The organism is Novosphingobium sp. FG90 (assembly GCF_057808725.1).
In genome coordinates this window covers 57,618-76,259 of record NZ_JBMDIO010000025.1, presented here as the reverse complement: position 1 = coordinate 76,259, position 18,642 = coordinate 57,618, and the positions used below count along the sequence as shown (strand labels likewise).

Below are 18,642 nucleotides of genomic sequence, written 5' to 3'. Positions count from 1 at the left end.
ATTCTATCTCTTCAACGTGCGCTACCTGCATATGCGCTCGCTGACGCTGCGCGGCGCTCTTGGCACACCAGCGGTGCTGACGGCGGTTGGGGCAGTGATAGTGGCACAATTCGCCTTCACGTATTTGCCTGTCATGCACGCGGTGTTCGATACACGCGCGGTAGCGCTGGTCGATGGGCTTATCATCGTCGCGTTGGGAGCACTGCTTTTCGTGGTGCTTGAAGCGGAGAAGTGGGTGATGACCCGAGCGGGCTGGTTCGAGGAACTCCGTTCGTGATCGCCGATACCACAGGACTTGAGCAATGATAGCACCGATCGTCGTAGCTACCGACCTGACAGCCCGCAGCGACCGTCCATTCGATCGCGCCGTTATGCTGGCTGAACAACGGGGCTCCCGCCTTGTCATCGTTCATGCGCTGGAGGATGGGCACGGCATGGACGACCGACAACGTACCCTTCGTGCGCGTCACCTGCTCGATCAGATGGTCGAAGACCTTGCAGTGCCGTTCGATGTGGTCGTTGCATCGGGCGCCGCGCCGCGGGTCGTGGCCGAGGTGGCGGCCTCGCGCGGGGCGGCGCTCATCGTTGTCGGTGCCGCACGCTACAACCATGTTTCGGACTTCTTTCTGGGCACGGCCGTCGATTATCTTGTCAGAAAGGCGTCGATGCCGGTGCTGGTCGTGAAAGAAAGACCTCGATCGGAATACGACGGCATCGTCGTGGGAACTGATTTCTCGGAACGTTCTGCGCAGGCACTGGTGACGGCCGCCCAACTTTTCCATGCGCCTGTCACGCTCGTGAATGCATTCGGTCGGCCTTTTCCCAAGCGATTGGGCGAGGACACCGCTCTCGAACTTGGTGAGGCCTGGTCGCGTGACGAGATGAAGCGTTTTCTGGCCCTTCCGGAACTGGCCCCCTGGCTCGAAACCATCAAGTACCATAGTGTCGAGAGTGATCCGGCAATTGCCATCGAACGGTTCGCCCAGCTCTATCGGAGTGCTGTCGCGGTCGTTGGATCGCACGGTTGGGGGAGCATCGCACACGCTTTGCTGGGAAGCCGAACATCGGATTTGTTGACGGCTATCCCGCAGGATACCTTAATTGTGCGCGATGGGCTTGCGGCGTAAAGAGTTGCCGCAAGCAGCGATGTCCGTCGGCTTTTCTGTCACATGGGTAGCGACATGGACGCTCGAACGAGATCCGGCACTGAGCGCAGGCCCATCTTGCGCATCAGGCTGGAGCGGTGGAGCTTCACGGTGATCTCGCTGATCGCCAGCTCCCAGGCGATCTGCTTGTTCATCAGCCCCCGCACGACGCCCTCCATCACTTGCCGCTCACGCGGGGTGAGGGTGTCGAAACGCTGGGCGACGGCGCGGCGGCGCTGGACGGCCGAGCGACGCTCGGCGTCGATTTCCAGCGCGTGCTCGATGGCGCCCAGCAGGTCGCCTTCGTCGTAGGGGCGGGGCAGGAAGTCCACCGCACCGGCCTTGATCGCGCGCACCGACAGCGGCACGTCGGCGTCGTCGGTGACGAAGATGACGGGAATCGGCTCGCCCCGGCGCTTGAGGCGATCGATCAGTTCCAGGCCGTCGATGGTGGGCATGCGCACGTCCGCGACGATGCAGCATGGCGCCTCGGGCAGGGCGGCGTCGAGCAGCGCGCCGGCCCAGGCGAAGGTCTCGGCGACATAGCCTTCGTCGCGCAGCAGGGTGCGCAGCTGCGAGCGGGCCTCTCCGTCGGTATCGACGATCAGAACCTTGCCCCGGCATGCGCTGTCGTCGGTGGGATTGCGCGTCGGCTCGCTGGTGGGATGGATCATTGCATTACTCCTGCTGGCGCCGCCGGAAATGATCCAAAGTGCACACAACGGGCAATCCCCTCTTTCGGGGGGCTTTCCTCGGCAGGGGCGGCGGGGCTACACGCAGGCCATGGCAGACAGCGATTTTCAGGCCCCCATCCGCATCGCCGTGGTCGACGACCACCCGCTGCTGCGCGACGGCATCGTCGCCGTCTTCGCGACCCAGCCCGACCTCGAACTGATCGCGGTGGGTGAGGACGGCGAGGCGGCGGTGCGCATCTATCGCGAGGCGCGCCCCGACATACTGCTGCTTGACCTGCAGATGCCCAATGTCGACGGGGTTGAGGCGATGACCCGCATCCTCGCCGAATTTCCCGAGGCGCGCATCCTGGTGCTCACGACGTATTCGGGCGATGGCCGCGCCACGCAGGCGATCAAGGCTGGGGCCTCGGGCTACCTGCTCAAGAACAGTCTGAGGACCGAACTTCTCGATGCGATCCGTTCGGTCCACCGGGGCGGTACGCACTTCGACAGGCAGGTCTTCGGCGCCGCCGACCGCGAGGCCAAGCGCCTGACCGCGCGCGAGAGCGACGTGCTGGAACTGGCGGCGGCGGGCAACTCCAACAAGCAGATCGCGGCGCGGCTCTCGCTGTCGGAGGATACGGTGAAGGGCTATATGAAGGCGATCTTCGCGCGGCTCGGTGCGATGGACCGCACGCACGCAGTGGCGATCGCGGTGCGCAACGGGCTGATCGAGCTTTAATCCTCAACGTAGCCCCCGAACCTCTCAATCCCGCTCAGGCTGAGCTTGTCGAAACCCCCGAGGCCGGGCGCTGCGGCTCCCATGCTTCGACAGGCTCAGCCTGAGCGGAGTGGGGAAAGCAATCACCGATACGCGATCTTCGCCGGCAGGCTCAGCCGGATCGAGGTGCCCTGTCCCGCCGCGTTGGCGACCGAGAACGAGCCGCCCAGCCGCTCGATCCGCTCGCGCATGCCGGTGAGGCCGAAGTGCCCCTCGCGCCCGCCCGCCGCGCGCACGTCTTCGGGCAGGCCGACACCGTCGTCCACCACCCGCAGCGAAAGCCGGTCGCGGCCATGGTGTATCTCCACCCGCACCATGCTCGCCCGGGCATGCTTGACGGCATTGGCCAGCGCCTCGCCCACGGCGAGTTCCAGTTCCTCGGCGACCGGAGCGCCGACCAGCCGTTCGGGGCCATCGACCTTGACCTCCCACGGCAGGGCGCTGCCCACTACACGCGCCGCGCTGGCGCGCAGGGTCTCGGCGATGCACTTGGGCTCGGCATCCTCGCGCAGGCCCCGCACGCGCTCGCGGCCATGGAGCAAGACGTCGTCGGCACGCTCCAGCGCTTCCTCGATGGCAGTGTGGGCTGGGGTGCCCGGCGTGGTCAGGTGCAGCACCGTCTGGAAGCGCAGCATCAGGCCCTGGAAGCCCTGAAGCAGTGTATCGTGCAAGTCCTGCGCGATGCGCTCGCGTTCGGCCACGCGCTCCTCGATGCGGTCGTGCAGGGACTGCATGGCGGCGCGCATGCGCCAGCGAAACAGCGCGTAGCCACCGAGCACCGCGCCTGCCAGCACGGCAAGGCGGAACCATGCGGTCTGCCAGAAATGCGGGGCGATGACGAAAGTGGCGGTCGCCTCCCGCTTCGCCCACGGCCCGTCGCCGGTGGCGGCGGTGACGTGGAAGCGGTACGTACCAGGGCCGAGCCCTGCGTAATCGACGCGGCGGCGGCCCTGTGCCTCCACCCAGTTCTCGTCCATCCCATCGAGCCGGTAGCGATAGCGGTTGTTCTCCGCATCGGCGAGGCCGAGCCCGACATAGGACAGGCTGACGCGCGTGGTGCCTGCAGGCAGGCGCGTGTTTGTGAGCGGATAGGCATGGCCATCGACTTCCAGCCCGGTCACCGCGATCGGCATGTCGGCCTTGAGCGGTGCTATGCGCGAGGGATCGACTTGCACCACTCCGGTGCTGGTAACGAACCACAGGCGTCCCTGCACATCGACGGCGGCGTCGTTGGCGGAATAGGATTCGGTGCGCGCGCGGATCACCCCGCTCTGGCCGAAGCGGACGAGCGGGATCGGCGTGCCGGGCTTCGCGAAAGCAGCGTCGAGGTCCGCCTCGGCCACGCGGATGATGCCGCCTGACGAGATCAGCCAGTAATGCCCGGCGACGCGCACGATGCCCATCACCCCCGCCAGCCATGGATACCTCCGTGCGCTCAGCTGCTGCGCGCGGCGGCCATCGTAGCGGGCGAGACCCGCCTCGCCGCCGATCCATGTCTCGCCGTCCATCTGCTTGAGCATGCGCACGAAACCGACGCCGCCCTTGCTGCCTGCGCCGTCGCCTTCCGGCCAGATAGGCGTGGTCTTGCCGTCATGGACGCGGGCGAGCAGGCGCAGTGGCTGGTTGACGATGAAGGTATTGGGACCCGGCGCGATGAAGGTCGTCGCGGGCGGCAGGCTCTCGTCCTTGGTCCAGCGGCTGCCGTCGAGCCGGAACATGCCGGAGGCCGATACTGATTCCCACAAGTGCCCCTGCGGATCGGAGGCGCAGGCCTGCCCAAACTGCCGTTCCTTCTCCAGCGGGCCGATGATCCGCGTCGCCGTCGATCCGCGCACGAGGTATTCGTTCTTGTACGTCAGCACATAAGCGCCCACGCCCGTGACCGAGCACACTTCCGACACGAGGCCCGAGTGCAGGACCAGCTGCGCCTTGCCGTCGATGATGCGGTAGAGCCCCTCGTCCCCGCCGATGTAGAGAGAGCCGTCCGGCCCGGTGGCGATGCCGCTACGCACGCCCCTGATGGCAGTGAAACGCACCACAGGCGTGCGCACGAAGCGGTGCAGGCCGTCCGGCGCGCCGCCCCAGATGGTGCCCTCGCCGTCGCGCATCAGGGTGAACATGCCGACGGGGTAGGTCCGCGTGTGGTCCATGCTCAGCGCGCCGCGCGGTACGGTCGCGAGGCCCGAGGCATTGCCTGCGATCCACAGCAGGTCGTCGTCGTCAAACAGCATCTCGCGCCAGCCGTCGCCGCCGTTCAGCGGCTCGCCGAAACCGACGCCGGTTTCCGCAAAACCCTTCGCGGTCAAGCGCTGGAGGCCGTCGCTCGAAAAGAACCACAACTGGCCGGTGCGATCCTCGCGGAAGGCGGGGCCGAGGTTCATAAGCGCGGGCACCGTCTCCAGCTTCCGGCTGCCGGGGGCCAGACGGCGCAAGTTGGGATTGGAGGCGATCCAGATCGCGCCGTTGCTCTGGCGGTACATGCGCAGCAGCGGGCCGTCGACGTCGATCACGTCCCAGCGGCCGTTCACCCAATGGCGCAGCTGCGAGCCGAAGCCGCTCCAGGTGGAAACCCAGATCGAGCCGTCAGGCGGGGCGATGATGTCGGTGATGCGCCCGCGCGGCTTTTCCGGGTTGGCGCCGCGCAAGTGCCCGTCCCTGAGCCGGGCCACGCCGCCGAAGGCATAGCCCACCCACAGGCTGCCGTCCGGCCCGGCGGCCAGCGCGGTGACCTGCCGGGCGCGGAAGTTGTCGAAGTCCTCGGGCTCGACGCGCAGGAAGTTCAGCCCGTCGAAGCGGTAAAGCCCGTCGCCCGAACCGAGCCACAGGAACCCGTCGCGGGTGCGGGCGATGGCGCGGATATCGGGCGGTGCACCGTCCGCAAGCGACCAGTAGCGGCTGGCATAGCCGGGGACCTCGGTCGCGGGCGAGGCCAGCAGCGCGGACGCGCAGAGGCTCGCGCCGAGAAGGGCGGCGGCGCGGAAAAAGGGGCGAAAGGCGTGGGCGGGACGCATCGCCCGCGCATTGCATGGCGCTGCGCGGGCGACAAGGTAACCTTTCGTTTGGGGCGCGCTCAGGGCCGGTGCGGCATGGCGGAAGCGGGGTCGCGCAGGAACACCAGCGTCGCGCCGAGCACGATCGCGCCCGCCAGCGCCAGAGGTAAAGCCAGCCCGCCGTGGAACAGCAGCAGCGCGCCCACCGCCGCGCCTGCGAAGATCGAGAGCACCGCGCCGAAGCGCCGCGCGAAGTTGGGGGTGCGCCCGCCGACCTGATCGGCGGCGATGCCGGTGATGGTGAGGGTCAGCACGGTGGTCGTCAGGTCCGGCACCTTGAGCTGGCGCACGGTGGCGTTGCGCAGGCCCATCGCGAAGCCGGTCAGCGCGATCACCGCCATCACGCCCGCCTTGGGGGCCTGCGCGGCGACGTCGATGTCGAGCGCGATCAGTGCGGCGATCCCCAGCAGCGCGGCCTCGACCACGGCGGACCACATCAGCCAGCGGCCGAGCGCCCGCTCGACATGCGCACGGGCGAGGTGCCCGGCGCCCCACGCCCCCGCCATGAACGCGGCCAGCGCCAGCACCGAGGGGATGACCTTGAACCCCGGCGTCCCCGCAGCGGCGAAGCCGAGGAACACGACGTTGCCGGTCATGTTGGCGGTGAAGACCTTGCCCAGACCCAGCACCGACGCCGCATCGACGAGGCCGGTCGTGGCCGAGAGCAGCAGGAGCAGGCAGGGAAGTAAAGTGGACTTGGGAGCGGGCGTAGAGGTTTGGGTAGACATGGGGGGCGATCTCCTGAATGATGGTGATGGTCTACCGGGCGAAGACCTGCCGGGTTACTGGAATAAAGTGTGTCGTTTCGTTCGATGATCTGGAAAAGACCATCAGAACCGGAAATTGCTTTCGAGGCCGAACATGCGAATGGTCCTGGCGCTGCCCGTGTCCCGGATGAAGGCGCCGGGCACGAAGGCGGAGACCGACATCGACAGCTCCAGTTCCGCCGTCGCTTGCCAGGCCAGCGTGGCCTCCACTTCCTTGCCGATGAAGCGCGCACGGCTATCCCCGGCGGCGCGGACGAGGTTGCTGGGAATGTCATAGATCCCGTCGTCCCGCGACTGGCGCCAGTAGGCCGCCGCCGCCAAGCCTGCCGAGACCGTGGGCGCCAGTTGCAGGCCGATCGCTGGATGCAGGTTCATGATGTTGTACGGGCCGACCGGCGAGAGTTCGCCGAAGTACTTGCCCTTGGGGAACAGCGCGTTGAACGTGCCGAGGCGGGTGTCGGCGGAGTTATGGTCGCCGCTCACCACATTGGCGCGCAAGGTCAGGGCGGGCGAGAGCGGCAGGTCGGGGAAGGCGCGGCCGAACTCGGTGCCCACCGTCCAGGCGGAAATCGAGCCGCCGGAAAAACGGCCGAACTGGTAGGCGCCCTCGACGTTCCAGTGCCAGTCGCCGCGCTTCGCGTGCCAGCGTGCGCCGAGGGTGTGGCGCGTCTCGCCGCCCTCGCGCTCGCCCCCCAACCCACCCCAGCGCGCCGCATCGTTGCGGTAGCCGAGGTAGTAGAAGTCCAGTTCGGGCATGGCGGCATAGGCGCCCCACAGTGCCTCCTGGGAAGAGGTGCGATCGTCGAAGCTGCCCTTGCCGGGCTGGACCGGACGCACTGCCAGCAGGCTGACTTTCGCCGTTCCCACCGTCACCTCGGCGCGCAGCCCGTCGAAGGCCAGCGGCACGTTGGGGCCGTAGCGTGTGCCGACCAGCCGCTCGGTGCCGAGCGAGAGCATCTGCCGCCCGGCGCGCAGGGTGACGGGGCCGAGATCGGCCTCGACGAAGCTTTGCAGCAGATCGACGCCGGTGCCGTCCACCGGTCCGGGCGAGGGCGCGACACTAACCGAGGTGGCGAGGATCGGCTGGGCGAAGGCACGCAGCTTGCCGACGTGGAGGTCCGCGTAAGGCAGTGCGCGCAGCCAGACATAGCTGTCGTTCGGCGCGTCGGCGCTGCCCCAGAGGTTGTTTTCGTAGTTCTCGCTGCGGGCGCGCAGTTCGATCCCGGTGGAGAGCCAGACATCGTCTCCCAGCGGGATGTACTTGAACGGGCCGGTCCAGTGATGGTCGCGCTTTTCGGCGCTTTCGAGGTCTGACCAGTCCTCGTCGTAGCGGGTGATGGTGAGGGTGGGGGCTTCCCATGCCTCCTTCGGCCCGGCGATGGCGGTGTGTGGGAGCAGGGCGCCAACCGCCGTTGCCGCAAGCGAAGCGAGGCTGCAAAGCCTAGGCATCGCGCTGCCCCCTGCGCGCCAGCACCGCGACCAGCACGAAACCGCCGACGAGGCCCATGTGCTCGAAGAAGGCGTTCATCGCGCCGAAGCGCTCCGGACCTTCTGGCATGGTCCAGAAGGCGTTCGCCACAAGCGCGGCGAAGAACGTGAACACGCCCAGCATCCCGGCGCCCAGCCAGACGAGACGGCCCGAGAGGATCAGCAGCGGCGCGATCAGTTCGACGGCGATGGTCAGCGCCGCCCACAGCGCGGGCGGGGTCAGGCCGAAGTGGGCCTGCTCGGCCAGCGCGGCGGGCCAGTCGCCCAGCTTGGTCACGCCGCCCACGAGGTAGGCGCTCACCAGCGCGAGGCGGGCGAGGAAGGCGGTGGGGGCGAAGTCCAGCACTGCCCCGACGAATGAAGGCGTGCGGTTCATCGGGGGCATGCTGGCCATGGTTCAGGCGCCCTGATGGATCTCGGCGACGTAGCCGCCGGGGAAGCGCACGATTGCGGTTTGGCGCTTGCCCACCTCGAACGGCGCGACGAGGGTTTCGACGCCTGCCGCCGTGGCTTTTGCAAGCGTGGCTGAAAGGTCGCTCACCGCATAGCCGGTCATGTCGCGGCCATAGGGCCAGGGCAGCTGGCCGTCCGAGACGAAGACCACCATCCTGCCGTAGCCGCTCTCGATCGAGACGCGGCGCACGGTCTTGCCCGGCTCGCCGATCTCGGCGCCCGAGGCGGCCTTGTCGTCGGCAGTGATCTTGCCCTTGGCGTAGCCGGTCCAGCTCTTGACGAAGGCGTCGGCGGCGTCGGGCGTCAGGTAGACGCGGTTCTCCGGCACGCTGGCGAGCGGCGCGTAGTTCGGCTTGGCGGTGTGCCAGTAGATCTGCATGTTCACGCCGCCCGGCCACTGGACCACGGAATCGCGGCCGATGGGATCGGGGAAGGTGGCGATGCGGCGTACCGCACCGTGCTTCACGGCAGAGGTCACCGCCGCGTCGATATCGGTGACGAGATAGCCGGTGCGCTCGTCGCCGAAGGGATAGGGGATCGGCGTTTTGAAGCCGAACACCGAGACGGTGCCCGAAGGCGTCAGCACCAACTGCGACTTGGTGAGGCTCTTGGTTGGGGTGACCTGGAATTCGCCCTGCTTGCTGGTGGTGCCGCCGAAGGTGGCGGTGAAGCTGGCGACGAACGTGTCGAACTGCTCCTGCGGCACGTAGACGTGGGTGGTGTCGTACTGCGGGCCGACCGCATAGTCGGCGGTTTCGGCGGCATAGGCCGGGGCCGAGGCGAGGACCGCGGCGGCGATCAGGAAGGTGAAGCGCTTCATCGGGGGGCTCCTTTTTAGTAATGCACGGCAGGATTTGACGCACGCCCCGTCATCCCAGCCTTCGCTGGGATGACGGGCTTTATCTTGAGCGTCACACCGCCCAGCAGCCGCAGCCGAGCGATCCCCAGAACGTCTGGACATCGGCGGCGGGGACGTTGGCGCCGAGCGCGGCGGCGTGGTCGTGGCCGTGGACGCCGCAGCTGCTGGCGCAGCCGCAGGCCGAGGCCAGCTTCTGCTTGGCTTCGGGCGTCTGATAATAGCCGCCGAAGGTGGCGACCGGCGACCAGTCCGGCATCGGGCGCGGCAGTTCGGGGGCGAGCGGGGCGAAGTCGCCGTCGCCGTGGACCACCTTGCCGCCCAGCATCGTCAGGATCGAGCGGATGTGGACGATCTCGTTGTCCGGCACGCTGAAATAGTCGTCCGAGAGCAGCGCGAGGTCGGCCAGCTGGCCCGCCTTGATCTGGCCCTTCTTGCCCACTTCGCTGGAGAACCAGGTGTTCTCGTGCGTCCACATGCGCAGCGCCTTCTCGCGGCTGACGCGGTTGTCGCCGCGATAGAGCGAGAGACCGCCCACGGTGCGCCCGGTCACCAGCCACGAGAGCGAGACCCACGGGTTGTAGCTGGCGACGCGGGTGGCGTCGGTGCCCGCGCCCACGGGAATCCCGGCGGCGATCATGCGGGCGATCGGCGGGGTGCGCTCGGCGGCCTTGGCACCATAGCGTTCGACGAAGTACTCGCCCTGATAGGCCATGCGGTGCTGGACGGCGATGCCGCCGCCGAGCGCGGCGATGCGGTCGATGTTGCGGTCGCTGATCGTTTCGGCGTGGTCGAAGAACCAGTTGATGCCCTGCAGCGGGATGTCGGCGTTGACCTTCTCGTAGACGTCGAGCGCGCGGCCGATCGTTTCGTCATAGGTGGCGTGGAGGCGCCAGGGCCAGCGGTTTTCGGCGAGCAGGCGGATGACGGGTTCAAGGTCGCCTTCCATGCTCGGCGCCATGTCGGGGCGGGGTTGGCGGAAGTCCTCGAAGTCGGCGGCGGAATAGACGAGCATCTCGCCCGCGCCGTTGTGGCGATAGGTGTCGTCGCCCTGACCCGGCGTGACCTGCTTGGCCCACCCGGTGAAGTCGGCGAGTTCCTCCTTCGGCTTCTGGGTGAACAGGTTGTAGCTGATGCGGACGGTCAGCTGGTCGTCCTGATGCAGCTTCTCGATGATATCGTAGTCGTCGGGATAGTTCTGGAAGCCGCCGCCTGCGTCGATCACGCCGGTGACGCCCAGCGCGTTGACCTCGCGCATGAAGTGGCGGGTGGAATTGAGCTGGTATTCCGGCGGGAGCTTCGGCCCTTTGGCCAGCGTCGAATAGAGGATCGTCGCGTTGGGCTGGGCCAGCAGCAGGCCGGTGGGATTGCCCTGGCTGTCGCGGACGATCTCGCCGCCCGGCGGGTTGGGCGTGTCCTTGGTGTAGCCCACTACCCTGAGCGCGGCGGCGTTGAGCAGCGCGCGGTCGTAGAGGTGAAGGATGAACACCGGCGTGTCGGGCGCGACGGCGTTGAGTTCCGCGATCGTGGGCAGGCGCTTTTCGGCGAACTGGTGCTCGGTGAAACCGCCGACCACACGCACCCACTGCGGGGCGGGGGTGTTGTCGACCTGCTTCTTGAGCATCGCCATCGCTTCGGACAGGCTGGTCACGCCGTCCCAGCGCAGCTCCATGTTGAAGTTCAGGCCGCCGCGGATGATGTGCATGTGGCTGTCGATCAGGCCGGGGATCAGGCGGTGGCCCTTGGCGTCGATCACCGTGGCTTCGGGTGCGGCAGCGCGCACTTCGGCCTCGCTGCCCACGACGAGGAACTTGCCGTCGCGGATCGCCACCGCCTGCGCCAGCGGGTTCTCACGGTCGAGGGTGGTCACCTTGGCGTTGATGATGATCGTGTCGGTCATGCTCGAATCCTTGGTTCGACCCGCTCGGGCCGCGAGAGTGGTAGGCAGGAACGACGCGGCGGCCGCTCCCAGAAGCGTGTGGCGGCGCGAGATCATGCGTCGTGCTTATCGGCATCGCCCGGCAGGCGGCCGAGGACGTGATCGCGGCACTCGGTCATGACGAACTGCGCGACGTTGTTTTTCGTCACGAACCGGCTCGCCAGCGGCACGATCTGCTCGCCGAGCAGGATGCCCAACAGGCCGACCAGCGCGATCATCGGCGGCGCGGGCGAACGGACGCCGAGGAGACTGTAGACGACACCCACCAGCAACCCGGCGGCGATGGAGAGAAGGTAGGCTTTCATCGGGAGGTCTCCTCGGACGTCCGTTGTCCCAACAGTTCGTCATTGCGAGGGCCGAAGGCCCGCGGCAATCCAGGGCAGAGCAAACCGCCCTAGATTGCTTCGCTGCGCTCGCAATGACGAATGAAGGGCGATCAGCCCTGCACGAAGGCGAGCAGATCGGGGTTGATGGTCTCGGCGTTCACCGTGAGCATGCCGTGCGAGAAGCCCTCGTAGATCTTGAGCGTCGCATTCGGCAGGATCTCGGCTTGCAGCACACCGGCGTTCTTGTAGGGCACGACCTGATCGTCATCGCCGTGCAGGACGAGGGTGGGGACGGTGATCGCCTTCAGGTCCTCGGTCTGGTCGGTTTCGGAGAAGGCCTTGATGCCCTCGTAATGGGCCTTGGCGCTGCCCATCATGCCCTGGCGCCACCAGTTGTCGATGACGGCACTCTTGACGTCGGCGCCTTCGCGGTTGAAGCCGTAGAAGGGACCGGCGGCGACATCGCGGAAGAACTGCGCGCGATTGGCGGCGAGGCCGGCGCGCAGGCCGTCGAACACTTCGATCGGCAGGCCGCCCGGATAAGCTTCGGTTTTCAGCATGATAGGCGGCACGGCGCTGACCAGCACGGCCTTGGCGACGCGGCCCTGCGGGATGCCGTAGCGCGCGACATAGGCCGCGACTTCACCGCCGCCGGTCGAGTGGCCGATGTGGACGGCGTTGCGGAGATCGAGGTGTTCCATCACCGCGGCGGCGTCGGCGGCGTAGTGGTCCATGTCGTGACCCTCGCTGACCTGCGCGGAGCGGCCGTGGCCGCGGCGATCATGGGCGACGACGCGGAAACCCTTGCTCAGGAAATAGAGCATCTGTGTGTCCCAGTCGTCCGACGAGAGCGGCCAGCCGTGGTGGAAGACGATGGGCTGCGCATCCTTCGGACCCCAGTCCTTGTAGAAGATTTCCACGCCATCAGAAGTAGTTACATAGGCCATGTCAAATAACTCCATGAAAGGCACTCAACGGCACTCAAAGGTACCACAAGGTGCGCATAAGGGTGGAACCGGCAGGCCCGATGAGGGTCGGGAGGGTAAGACGAGCCGCCGGTTCCGAGCTGCAATCAATGACCGCCTTCGGAGGCGCCGAACATGGTCTTGGCGTACTTGATGCCGAGGCCGTAAGCGCCGCCCCAGACCTTCGCGATGCCGGTGGTGCTGTCGTACGTTTCGGTGCGTGCCCAGTCGCGCTGCAGTTCGAGCAGGTACTGCAGCGAGGTCATCGGCACGGCGCCCAGCTGGATCATGCGTGCTACGGCGCGCTCATGCGCTTCTTCCGAGATGTCGCCGCAGGCGTCGGTGATGACGTAGGCCTCGAAGCCCTGATCGATCGCGGAGGCCACCGGGCCGACGATGCACACCGAGGTCCACAGGCCAGCGAAGACGATGCGCTGCTTGCCGATGCGGTTGATCTCGCAGATCACGGCTTCGTCTTCCCAGGTGTTCATGCTGGTGCGGTCGAGCAGTTCCTGACCCGGGAAGGCATCGGTGATCTCGTCGAACATCGGGCCGGAGAAGCTCTTCTCGGCGACGGTGGTGAGGATGGTGGGGACGTTGAACGACTTGGCGCCGCGCGAGATCAGCGCCGCATTGTTACGCAGCAGTTCGGGCGAGATCGACTTGGTCGCGAAGCTCATCTGCGACTGGAAGTCGATCAGGACGAGCGCGTGGTTGTCGGGGGAGATCAGCGACTTTCCGGGGGTGGCGGTTGCGGTGAGCGTCATTGGTAGGTCCTCCTGTTGCTGGGCGTCCTTGCCCGTCGAGATGCATTCTGGAGCGAGACAGTCATTCCAGATAGGCGCATAAAATCGTTCCGAACTTTCGATAAAATCGAAAAGATGCGGCAGGTGATCGGTGTGTCGAGAGCTTGTGAGCGGCTTATGAGCCGGACCGCCGACGGGCGGAATCAACCGTAAGTATTACACCCGATTGAGGGGGCGGGCTCCCTCTCCTGCTTCGTCACCCTGAACTTGGTTCAGGGTCCATCGCGCAACCAGCAGGGTGCTGTGCGGGGGCAGACCGAGGGTGCCGATGGTGGCACCAGCTTCCGGCAAGGCGGCACGATGGGTCCTGAAACAAGTTCAGGACGACGAAGTCTTATAGGGTAGTTTCCTATGCGATTCCCTCGAAGGCCTATGCGGCGTCGACGAGGACGAGTTCGCTGTCCTCGATCGCCGTCACGCGGATCACGTCGAGGTCGCGGATCGCCGCGCCGTCGCGGGCGTTGACCTGCACGTCGTCGATCTTCACCGCGCCGGTCGCCGGGACGAGGTAAGCCTTGCGGTCGGCGCCGATCGGGTATTCCGCCGTCTCGCCCGCCTTCAGCGTTGCGGCGACGATGCGGGCGTCGGTGCGGATCGGCAGGGCGTCGCCGTCACCTTCGTAGCCCGAGGCGAGCGTTTCGAAATGCCCGGCGCGGTCGCCCTTGGGGAAGGGACGGGCGCCCCAGCTGGGCTGCTCGCCGTTGCGGGTGGGCAGGATCCAGATCTGGAAGATCTTGGTCGTCACGTCCTCGAGGTTGTATTCGGAGTGACGCACGCCGGTGCCCGCACTCATGACCTGGACGTCGCCTGCTTCGGTGCGGCCCTTGTTGCCGAGGCTGTCCTCGTGGGTGATGGCGCCTTCGCGGACATAGGTGATGATCTCCATGTCGCGGTGCGGGTGCGGCGGGAAGCCGGTCTTCGGCGCGATGGTGTCGTCGTTCCACACGCGCAGGTTGCCCCAGTGCATGCGGGCCGGATCGTGGTAGTCGGCGAACGAGAAGTGGTGCTTGGCGTCGAGCCAGCCGTGGTTGGCGCCGCCGAGGCTGTCGAAGGGACGAAGTTCGATCATCTTGGGTCTCCAGTGGAAGCGGCGGGTTGAGATGACCGCTTCGTTGAGCCCTTTGTATGGGTTGCGATCTTTTCCGTTCAGATAGATAAAACCGATCGGTCTTTTCGAGGAAATAGAAAAGTGAGCAATCCCGGAACCCCTACGCTCGATCAGCTGACGATCTTCCTGACAGTGGTGGAGGTCGGCAGTTTCGCGGGCGCCGGGCGCAAGTTGAACCGCGCGGTCTCGGTCATCAGCTACGGTATCGCCAATCTGGAGGCGCAGCTGGGCGTCATGCTGTTCGAGCGCGAGGGCACGCGGCGCCCGCAACTGACGGAGCAGGGCCGCGCGGTGCTGGCGGAGGCGAAGGCGATCTCGCAGGGCGTCGACGGGCTGCGGGCAAAGGTGAAAGGCATGCTCGACGGGCTGGAGGCCGAAGTGAGCCTGGCGCTCGACGTCATGCTGCCCGCCGAGCGCGTCGGCCTGGTGCTGCGCGAGTTTGCCGCGACCTTCCCGACGGTGCAGCTTCGTCTCCACGTCGAGGCGCTGGGCGCGATCACCGCGCTGGTGCTGGACAGGGAAGCGGTGATCGGCCTGTCCGGGCCGTTGTCGGCGGGGGTCGAGGGAATCGACAGCCGTTCGGCGGGCTCGGTGGCAATGGTGCCGGTGGCCGCGCCCGACCATCCGCTCGGCCGCATGATGGCGATCGAACCGGGCGCGGGGCGGGACTATACGCAGCTCGTGCTGACCGACCGCTCCCGCTTTACCGAGGGCAGCGACTACTCGGTATTCAGCCCCAAGACCTGGCGGCTGGCAGACCTTGGCGCCAAGCACGCCCTGCTGCGGCAGGGCATCGGCTGGGGCAACATGCCGATGCCGATGATCGAGGCCGATCTGTTCGCCGGAACGCTCGTGCGGCTGGCGATGCCGGACCATGTCGGCGGCACGTACCGGTTTGCGGGAATATGGCGGCGCGATACCCCTCCGGGTCCGGCGGCAAGCTGGCTGCTGGACCGCTTCGTGGAACTCGGCCGGAACGACCTCGAAATGGAGGGGCTGGGGGACGTCTGACGAACGATCATGCCGCCTGACGGCGTTCCTCGGCGGTGTGGTCGCGGTCATCTTCATCTGATGCCCGTGGATGCCAGATCGTTCCGCACCATCGGGCACCCGCGTTGGGCGCCCGATGGCGACGCTGGGCTCCGGCCGTCAGATCTGGGCCTGTCCCCCATCGACGAATAGTTCGATGCCGTTGATGTACGAGGCATCGTCCGAGGCCAGGAACATCACCGCCTTCGCAATCTCCTCCGGCTGGCCGATGCGGCCAGCGGGAATCTGGCCGATCATGAAGTCCTTGACGCCCTGCGCCTGCTCCCCGCCGCCGAACAGGTCGTTGAGGCCGGCGGTTTCGGTCAGGCCGGGGCTGACGGCGTTCACGCGGATGCGGCGGTCCTTCAGGTCGAGGATCCAGCTGCGCGCGAAGTTGCGCACTGCCGCCTTGGTCGCCGAGTAGACACTGAAAGCCCCGGTCCCCTTGATGCTTGTGGTGGAGGAGGTAAGGATTACCGCGCCGCCGTCTCGCAGCAGGGGCAGGGCCTTCTGCACCGTGAACAGCACGCCTTTCACGTTGCTGTCGAAGGTCTGCGCGTAATGCTCCTCGGTGATCGCGCCGAGCGGGGCGAGTTCGCCGCCGCCGGCATTGGCGAAGACCACGTCGATCTGCGCATGGTTCTGCTGCACCGCATCATAGAGGCGATCGATGTCGGCAAGGTTCGCCATGTCGCCGCGCACGCCGGTGATACGGCCGCCGATCTGCTTCACCGCCGTGTCCAGTGCGTCCTGACGTCGCCCGGTGATGAACACCGCCGCGCCTGCCGCCGCGAATGCCTTTGCTGTCGCCAGCCCGATGCCGCTGGTGCCGCCGGTGACTACGACGACCTTGTTCTCGAACGTGCTGCTCATTGTCTGTCTCCTTGATGCCGGCCAACCGCCGGTGCCCGACATAGATGCAGCGAGAACGATGATGCCTGTAGTCGGCAAATGTGGCACTTAGCGTTCCACAGGAGGAACGATGATGCGCATAGACCTGAACGACTACGCCTATTTCGCCGAGGTCGTCGCGCATGGCGGGTTCGCTCCGGCGGGCCGCGCCCTGCGTGAACCGAAGTCGAAGCTGAGCCGGCGCATCGCCGGTCTGGAGGCACGTCTGGGGATGCGTCTGATCGAGCGGTCGAGCCGTCGCTTTCGCGTCACCGACACGGGACAGGCCTTCTACGAACGCTGCCGGGCGATCCTGGCGGAAGCGGAGCAGGCCGAAGCACTGGTGCTGCAAGCGCAGGCCGAGCCGCATGGGCGGGTCCGTTTCAGTTGCCCGACCGGCATGGTGGCGCCGATCGGCGGTCTGATCGCGTCGTTCCTGGCGCGCTATCCCAAGGTCCGGTTGCAGCTCGTCGCGACCGACCGCGCCGTCGATCTGATCGAGGAGCGGATCGATCTGGCCTTGCGCGTGCGTGTCAGCCTGACCAGCGATGCCGCGTTGACGATGCGCTCGCTGGGCACGTCGACCCGCATTCTCGTCGCGGCACCGCAACTGGCGAGCGGGATCGGGACGGTCGGTCAGCTTGCTGCGGTTCCGGCCCTCGCCACGGACGACGCGGCCGACGATCTGGAGTGGAGCCTGGAATCGGCAGGCGGCGCGCGTCAGGCGGTCCGTGTCGTCCCGCGCATGGGGTGCGAGGACATGGCGGCCGTGCGCGACGCCGCGATTGCCGGGCTGGGGGTGGCGATCCTGCCCGATCATGTCTGCCGCGACGCACTGCGCGCCGGAACGCTGGTGCGCGTGCTGCCCGAATGGCGCGGGCTGCAGGGCATCGTCCATCTGGTCTTCACGACCCGGCGCGGACTGCCGCCTGCGGTCCGCGCCCTGATCGATCATCTGGCCGCCAATTTTCCACGCGATGGCCTGAGCCCCGATTGAGGCACAGGCCCGCGCGCGGATATTCCAGCCGTGTCTCAGGCACCACCCGGCAGCGGAGCGGCCGGATCGACAAGCCCGGCGACGCGCATTTCCCGCCAGAAATCCAGCGGCACCGTCTCCTTGAGTGCCGCGCTGTCCTCGGCGATGCGGCCCGGCCTGCTGGCGCCCGGGATCACCGCCGCAACCGCCGGATTGGCAAGCGAGAACTGCAGCCCGGCCGCCTTCATGCTGATCGCGTGGCGATCGGCGATAGCCTTGATCCGTGCGACCCTGTCGAGGATCTCGGGCGTCGCCGGAGCATATTCGAAGTTGGGTCCACCGACGAGCGCACCTGAACTGTAAGGCCCGCCGACCACGATCCCGGCCCCGCGCGCAGCAGCCAGCGGCATCACGCGCTGGAGCGCATGGCCATGGTCGAGCAGGGTGTAGCGACCGGCAAGCAGGAAGGCGTCGGGGCGCGGTTCCTCGAGGCCGAGCACGAGTTCGATCGGCTCGACCTTGTTGACGCCGAGGCCCCAGGCTTTGATCGTGCCTTCATCCCGCAGCCGGTCGAGCGCCCGGAATGCGCCGGTGCGCGCTTCCTCGAATTTCGCCAGCCACAGATCGCCCCAGAAGTCCTGGGCGAGATCATGGACGAAGGCGATTTCGATATGGTCGGTTCGCAGGCGCTTCAGGCTGTCCTCGATCGAGCGCAGCGTCGCGTCGTAGGTATAGTCGTTGACGATCTGATTGGCGCGGCCATGGGCGAACACCCCGGACTTTTCGCCTTGCTGGCGGGCGCTGACGTCCTCCAGTTCGTCGAGGATGATGCGGCCGACCTTGGTGCTGATGACGTACTGGTCGCGCGGCTTGCCCGCCAGTGCCTCGCCCATGCGCAGTTCGGCAAGGCCGGCGCCGTAGAAGGGCGCGTTGTCGTAGTAACGGATACCGTCGTTCCAGGCGGCTTCGACCGTGGCGAGCGCCTCGTCCTCTGGAATGTCGCGGAACATGTTGCCTAGCGGCGCGGCACCGAAGCCGAGCTTGCCCGGCAGGATATCTTGGAGAGCCATCGTCAGGGGTCCTTTCAGGCGACCGCCAGCGGATCGAGCGTCAGCGCGACGCGATCGGCAAGGTCGTTGATGTGCGACAGGTAATTCTGGAAGTGCGGACTCGCGCGGTGCGCCTCGATCGCGGCCTTGTCCCTGTAGAGTTCGTCGAGAGCGAACCGGTCGGGCGCAGCCTGGTCGGCCCAGAGGTCGTAGCGCAGGTTGCCCGGTTCGGCCCGGCTGGGGGCGATCATGCCGTCGAGCAGCGCGCGCAGCGCTTCTCCCTGGCCGGGCCTGGCGGTGAGGATTGCCATGATCTTGATGGTATCGGTCATCGTTCCT

The 18,642-nt window shown here is 66.9% G+C and carries 19 protein-coding genes; 5 read left to right on the top strand and 14 right to left on the bottom strand.

Translation table 11 applies throughout. The features are described 5' to 3' along the window. Together ACODRZ_RS19155 and ACODRZ_RS19150 are read left to right on the top strand one after the other, a co-directional pair. Positions 1 to 277, top strand: a 277-nt coding sequence (locus ACODRZ_RS19155; RefSeq protein ID WP_488986228.1) for a cation transporting ATPase C-terminal domain-containing protein, incomplete at its 5' end; no start/stop codon positions are given. 25 nt (positions 278 to 302) lie between these two features. Beyond that, a complete protein-coding gene (locus ACODRZ_RS19150; protein WP_488971500.1) occupies positions 303 to 1,127 on the top strand; it encodes a universal stress protein in 825 nt (274 codons plus the stop codon). A 38-nt stretch (positions 1,128 to 1,165) separates the two neighbouring features. On the opposite strand, the gene ACODRZ_RS19145 is transcribed toward ACODRZ_RS19150, so the two are convergent. After that, entirely contained in the window at positions 1,166 to 1,819 is a 654-nt protein-coding gene (locus ACODRZ_RS19145) for a response regulator transcription factor (protein WP_488971499.1), read from the bottom strand. Positions 1,820 to 1,928: 109 nt separating this feature from the next. On the opposite strand from ACODRZ_RS19145, the gene ACODRZ_RS19140 reads away from it, so the two are divergent. Next, positions 1,929 to 2,561, top strand: coding sequence for a response regulator transcription factor (locus ACODRZ_RS19140; protein ID WP_488971498.1), 633 nt, complete (start codon positions 1,929 to 1,931; stop codon positions 2,559 to 2,561). Positions 2,562 to 2,683: 122 nt separating this feature from the next. Here ACODRZ_RS19140 and ACODRZ_RS19135 read toward each other — a convergent pair whose 3' ends face one another. From ACODRZ_RS19135 to ACODRZ_RS19090, 10 genes are all read right to left on the bottom strand, one after another. Next, positions 2,684 to 5,611, bottom strand: a complete 2,928-nt coding sequence (locus tag ACODRZ_RS19135; RefSeq protein ID WP_488971497.1) for a sensor histidine kinase — start codon at positions 5,609 to 5,611, stop codon at positions 2,684 to 2,686. A gap of 59 nt (positions 5,612 to 5,670) precedes the next feature. Next, positions 5,671 to 6,378, bottom strand: coding sequence for a YoaK family protein (locus ACODRZ_RS19130; protein WP_488971496.1), 708 nt, complete (start codon positions 6,376 to 6,378; stop codon positions 5,671 to 5,673). A gap of 102 nt (positions 6,379 to 6,480) precedes the next feature. After that, a complete protein-coding gene (locus ACODRZ_RS19125) occupies positions 6,481 to 7,866 on the bottom strand; it encodes an alginate export family protein (RefSeq protein ID WP_488971495.1) in 1,386 nt (461 codons plus the stop codon). Further along, positions 7,859 to 8,299, bottom strand: coding sequence for a DoxX family protein (locus ACODRZ_RS19120; RefSeq protein ID WP_488971494.1), 441 nt, complete (start codon positions 8,297 to 8,299; stop codon positions 7,859 to 7,861). Before ACODRZ_RS19120 ends, ACODRZ_RS19125 begins: the two co-directional genes overlap by 8 nt. A gap of 3 nt (positions 8,300 to 8,302) precedes the next feature. Continuing rightward, positions 8,303 to 9,178: a VOC family protein gene (locus ACODRZ_RS19115; protein WP_488971493.1), complete on the bottom strand. Its 876-nt coding sequence runs from the start codon at positions 9,176 to 9,178 to the stop codon at positions 8,303 to 8,305. Between the two features lie 91 nt (positions 9,179 to 9,269). Next, entirely contained in the window at positions 9,270 to 11,114 is a 1,845-nt protein-coding gene (locus ACODRZ_RS19110) for an amidohydrolase (protein WP_488971492.1), read from the bottom strand. A 92-nt stretch (positions 11,115 to 11,206) separates the two neighbouring features. Further along, the gene (locus tag ACODRZ_RS19105) at positions 11,207 to 11,458 is read right to left on the bottom strand and encodes a DUF1427 family protein (protein ID WP_008831612.1); all 252 of its coding nucleotides are present in this window, start codon (positions 11,456 to 11,458) and stop codon (positions 11,207 to 11,209) included. A gap of 131 nt (positions 11,459 to 11,589) precedes the next feature. Then, a complete protein-coding gene (locus ACODRZ_RS19100) occupies positions 11,590 to 12,426 on the bottom strand; it encodes an alpha/beta fold hydrolase (protein WP_488971491.1) in 837 nt (278 codons plus the stop codon). A 125-nt stretch (positions 12,427 to 12,551) separates the two neighbouring features. Continuing rightward, positions 12,552 to 13,211, bottom strand: coding sequence for a hydrolase (locus ACODRZ_RS19095; RefSeq protein ID WP_488971490.1), 660 nt, complete (start codon positions 13,209 to 13,211; stop codon positions 12,552 to 12,554). Positions 13,212 to 13,620: 409 nt separating this feature from the next. After that, positions 13,621 to 14,319: a pirin family protein gene (locus ACODRZ_RS19090; protein ID WP_488971489.1), complete on the bottom strand. Its 699-nt coding sequence runs from the start codon at positions 14,317 to 14,319 to the stop codon at positions 13,621 to 13,623. A gap of 120 nt (positions 14,320 to 14,439) precedes the next feature. Between ACODRZ_RS19090 and ACODRZ_RS19085 the strand changes: the two genes are divergently transcribed. Next, the gene (locus ACODRZ_RS19085) at positions 14,440 to 15,369 is read left to right on the top strand and encodes a LysR family transcriptional regulator (protein ID WP_488971488.1); all 930 of its coding nucleotides are present in this window, start codon (positions 14,440 to 14,442) and stop codon (positions 15,367 to 15,369) included. Between the two features lie 138 nt (positions 15,370 to 15,507). On the opposite strand, the gene ACODRZ_RS19080 is transcribed toward ACODRZ_RS19085, so the two are convergent. Next, positions 15,508 to 16,260 carry an SDR family NAD(P)-dependent oxidoreductase gene (locus ACODRZ_RS19080; RefSeq protein ID WP_488971487.1) on the bottom strand — a complete coding sequence of 251 codons (753 nt, stop codon included), beginning with the start codon at positions 16,258 to 16,260 and terminating at the stop codon, positions 15,508 to 15,510. Positions 16,261 to 16,369: 109 nt separating this feature from the next. Here ACODRZ_RS19080 and ACODRZ_RS19075 point away from each other — a divergent pair, with 109 nt between their 5' ends. Then, positions 16,370 to 17,275 (top strand): LysR substrate-binding domain-containing protein, encoded by a 906-nt coding sequence (locus ACODRZ_RS19075; protein ID WP_488971486.1) that lies wholly within the window; start codon positions 16,370 to 16,372, stop codon positions 17,273 to 17,275. Positions 17,276 to 17,310: 35 nt separating this feature from the next. On the opposite strand, the gene ACODRZ_RS19070 is transcribed toward ACODRZ_RS19075, so the two are convergent. Both ACODRZ_RS19070 and ACODRZ_RS19065 read right to left on the bottom strand, forming a co-directional pair. Further along, positions 17,311 to 18,324 carry an aldo/keto reductase gene (locus tag ACODRZ_RS19070; protein ID WP_488971485.1) on the bottom strand — a complete coding sequence of 338 codons (1,014 nt, stop codon included), beginning with the start codon at positions 18,322 to 18,324 and terminating at the stop codon, positions 17,311 to 17,313. A gap of 14 nt (positions 18,325 to 18,338) precedes the next feature. Continuing rightward, positions 18,339 to 18,635, bottom strand: coding sequence for a putative quinol monooxygenase (locus ACODRZ_RS19065; protein ID WP_488971484.1), 297 nt, complete (start codon positions 18,633 to 18,635; stop codon positions 18,339 to 18,341). Positions 18,636 to 18,642: the final 7 nt, after the last annotated feature.

Coding starts and splice junctions, on each gene's coding strand:
- ACODRZ_RS19120 (WP_488971494.1), bottom strand. CDS start 8,299: ATGGCCAGCATGCCCCCGATGAACCGCACGCCTTCATTCGTCGGGGCA.
- ACODRZ_RS19095 (WP_488971490.1), bottom strand. CDS start 13,211: ATGACGCTCACCGCAACCGCCACCCCCGGAAAGTCGCTGATCTCCCCC.
- ACODRZ_RS19070 (WP_488971485.1), bottom strand. CDS start 18,324: ATGGCTCTCCAAGATATCCTGCCGGGCAAGCTCGGCTTCGGTGCCGCG.
- ACODRZ_RS19140 (WP_488971498.1), top strand. CDS start 1,929: ATGGCAGACAGCGATTTTCAGGCCCCCATCCGCATCGCCGTGGTCGAC.
- ACODRZ_RS19075 (WP_488971486.1), top strand. CDS start 16,370: ATGATGCGCATAGACCTGAACGACTACGCCTATTTCGCCGAGGTCGTC.
- ACODRZ_RS19090 (WP_488971489.1), bottom strand. CDS start 14,319: ATGATCGAACTTCGTCCCTTCGACAGCCTCGGCGGCGCCAACCACGGC.
- ACODRZ_RS19065 (WP_488971484.1), bottom strand. CDS start 18,635: ATGACCGATACCATCAAGATCATGGCAATCCTCACCGCCAGGCCCGGC.
- ACODRZ_RS19125 (WP_488971495.1), bottom strand. CDS start 7,866: ATGCCTAGGCTTTGCAGCCTCGCTTCGCTTGCGGCAACGGCGGTTGGC.
- ACODRZ_RS19105 (WP_008831612.1), bottom strand. CDS start 11,458: ATGAAAGCCTACCTTCTCTCCATCGCCGCCGGGTTGCTGGTGGGTGTC.
- ACODRZ_RS19135 (WP_488971497.1), bottom strand. CDS start 5,611: ATGCGTCCCGCCCACGCCTTTCGCCCCTTTTTCCGCGCCGCCGCCCTT.
- ACODRZ_RS19080 (WP_488971487.1), bottom strand. CDS start 16,260: ATGAGCAGCACGTTCGAGAACAAGGTCGTCGTAGTCACCGGCGGCACC.
- ACODRZ_RS19100 (WP_488971491.1), bottom strand. CDS start 12,426: ATGGCCTATGTAACTACTTCTGATGGCGTGGAAATCTTCTACAAGGAC.
- ACODRZ_RS19150 (WP_488971500.1), top strand. CDS start 303: ATGATAGCACCGATCGTCGTAGCTACCGACCTGACAGCCCGCAGCGAC.
- ACODRZ_RS19110 (WP_488971492.1), bottom strand. CDS start 11,114: ATGACCGACACGATCATCATCAACGCCAAGGTGACCACCCTCGACCGT.
- ACODRZ_RS19130 (WP_488971496.1), bottom strand. CDS start 6,378: ATGTCTACCCAAACCTCTACGCCCGCTCCCAAGTCCACTTTACTTCCC.
- ACODRZ_RS19115 (WP_488971493.1), bottom strand. CDS start 9,178: ATGAAGCGCTTCACCTTCCTGATCGCCGCCGCGGTCCTCGCCTCGGCC.
- ACODRZ_RS19145 (WP_488971499.1), bottom strand. CDS start 1,819: ATGATCCATCCCACCAGCGAGCCGACGCGCAATCCCACCGACGACAGC.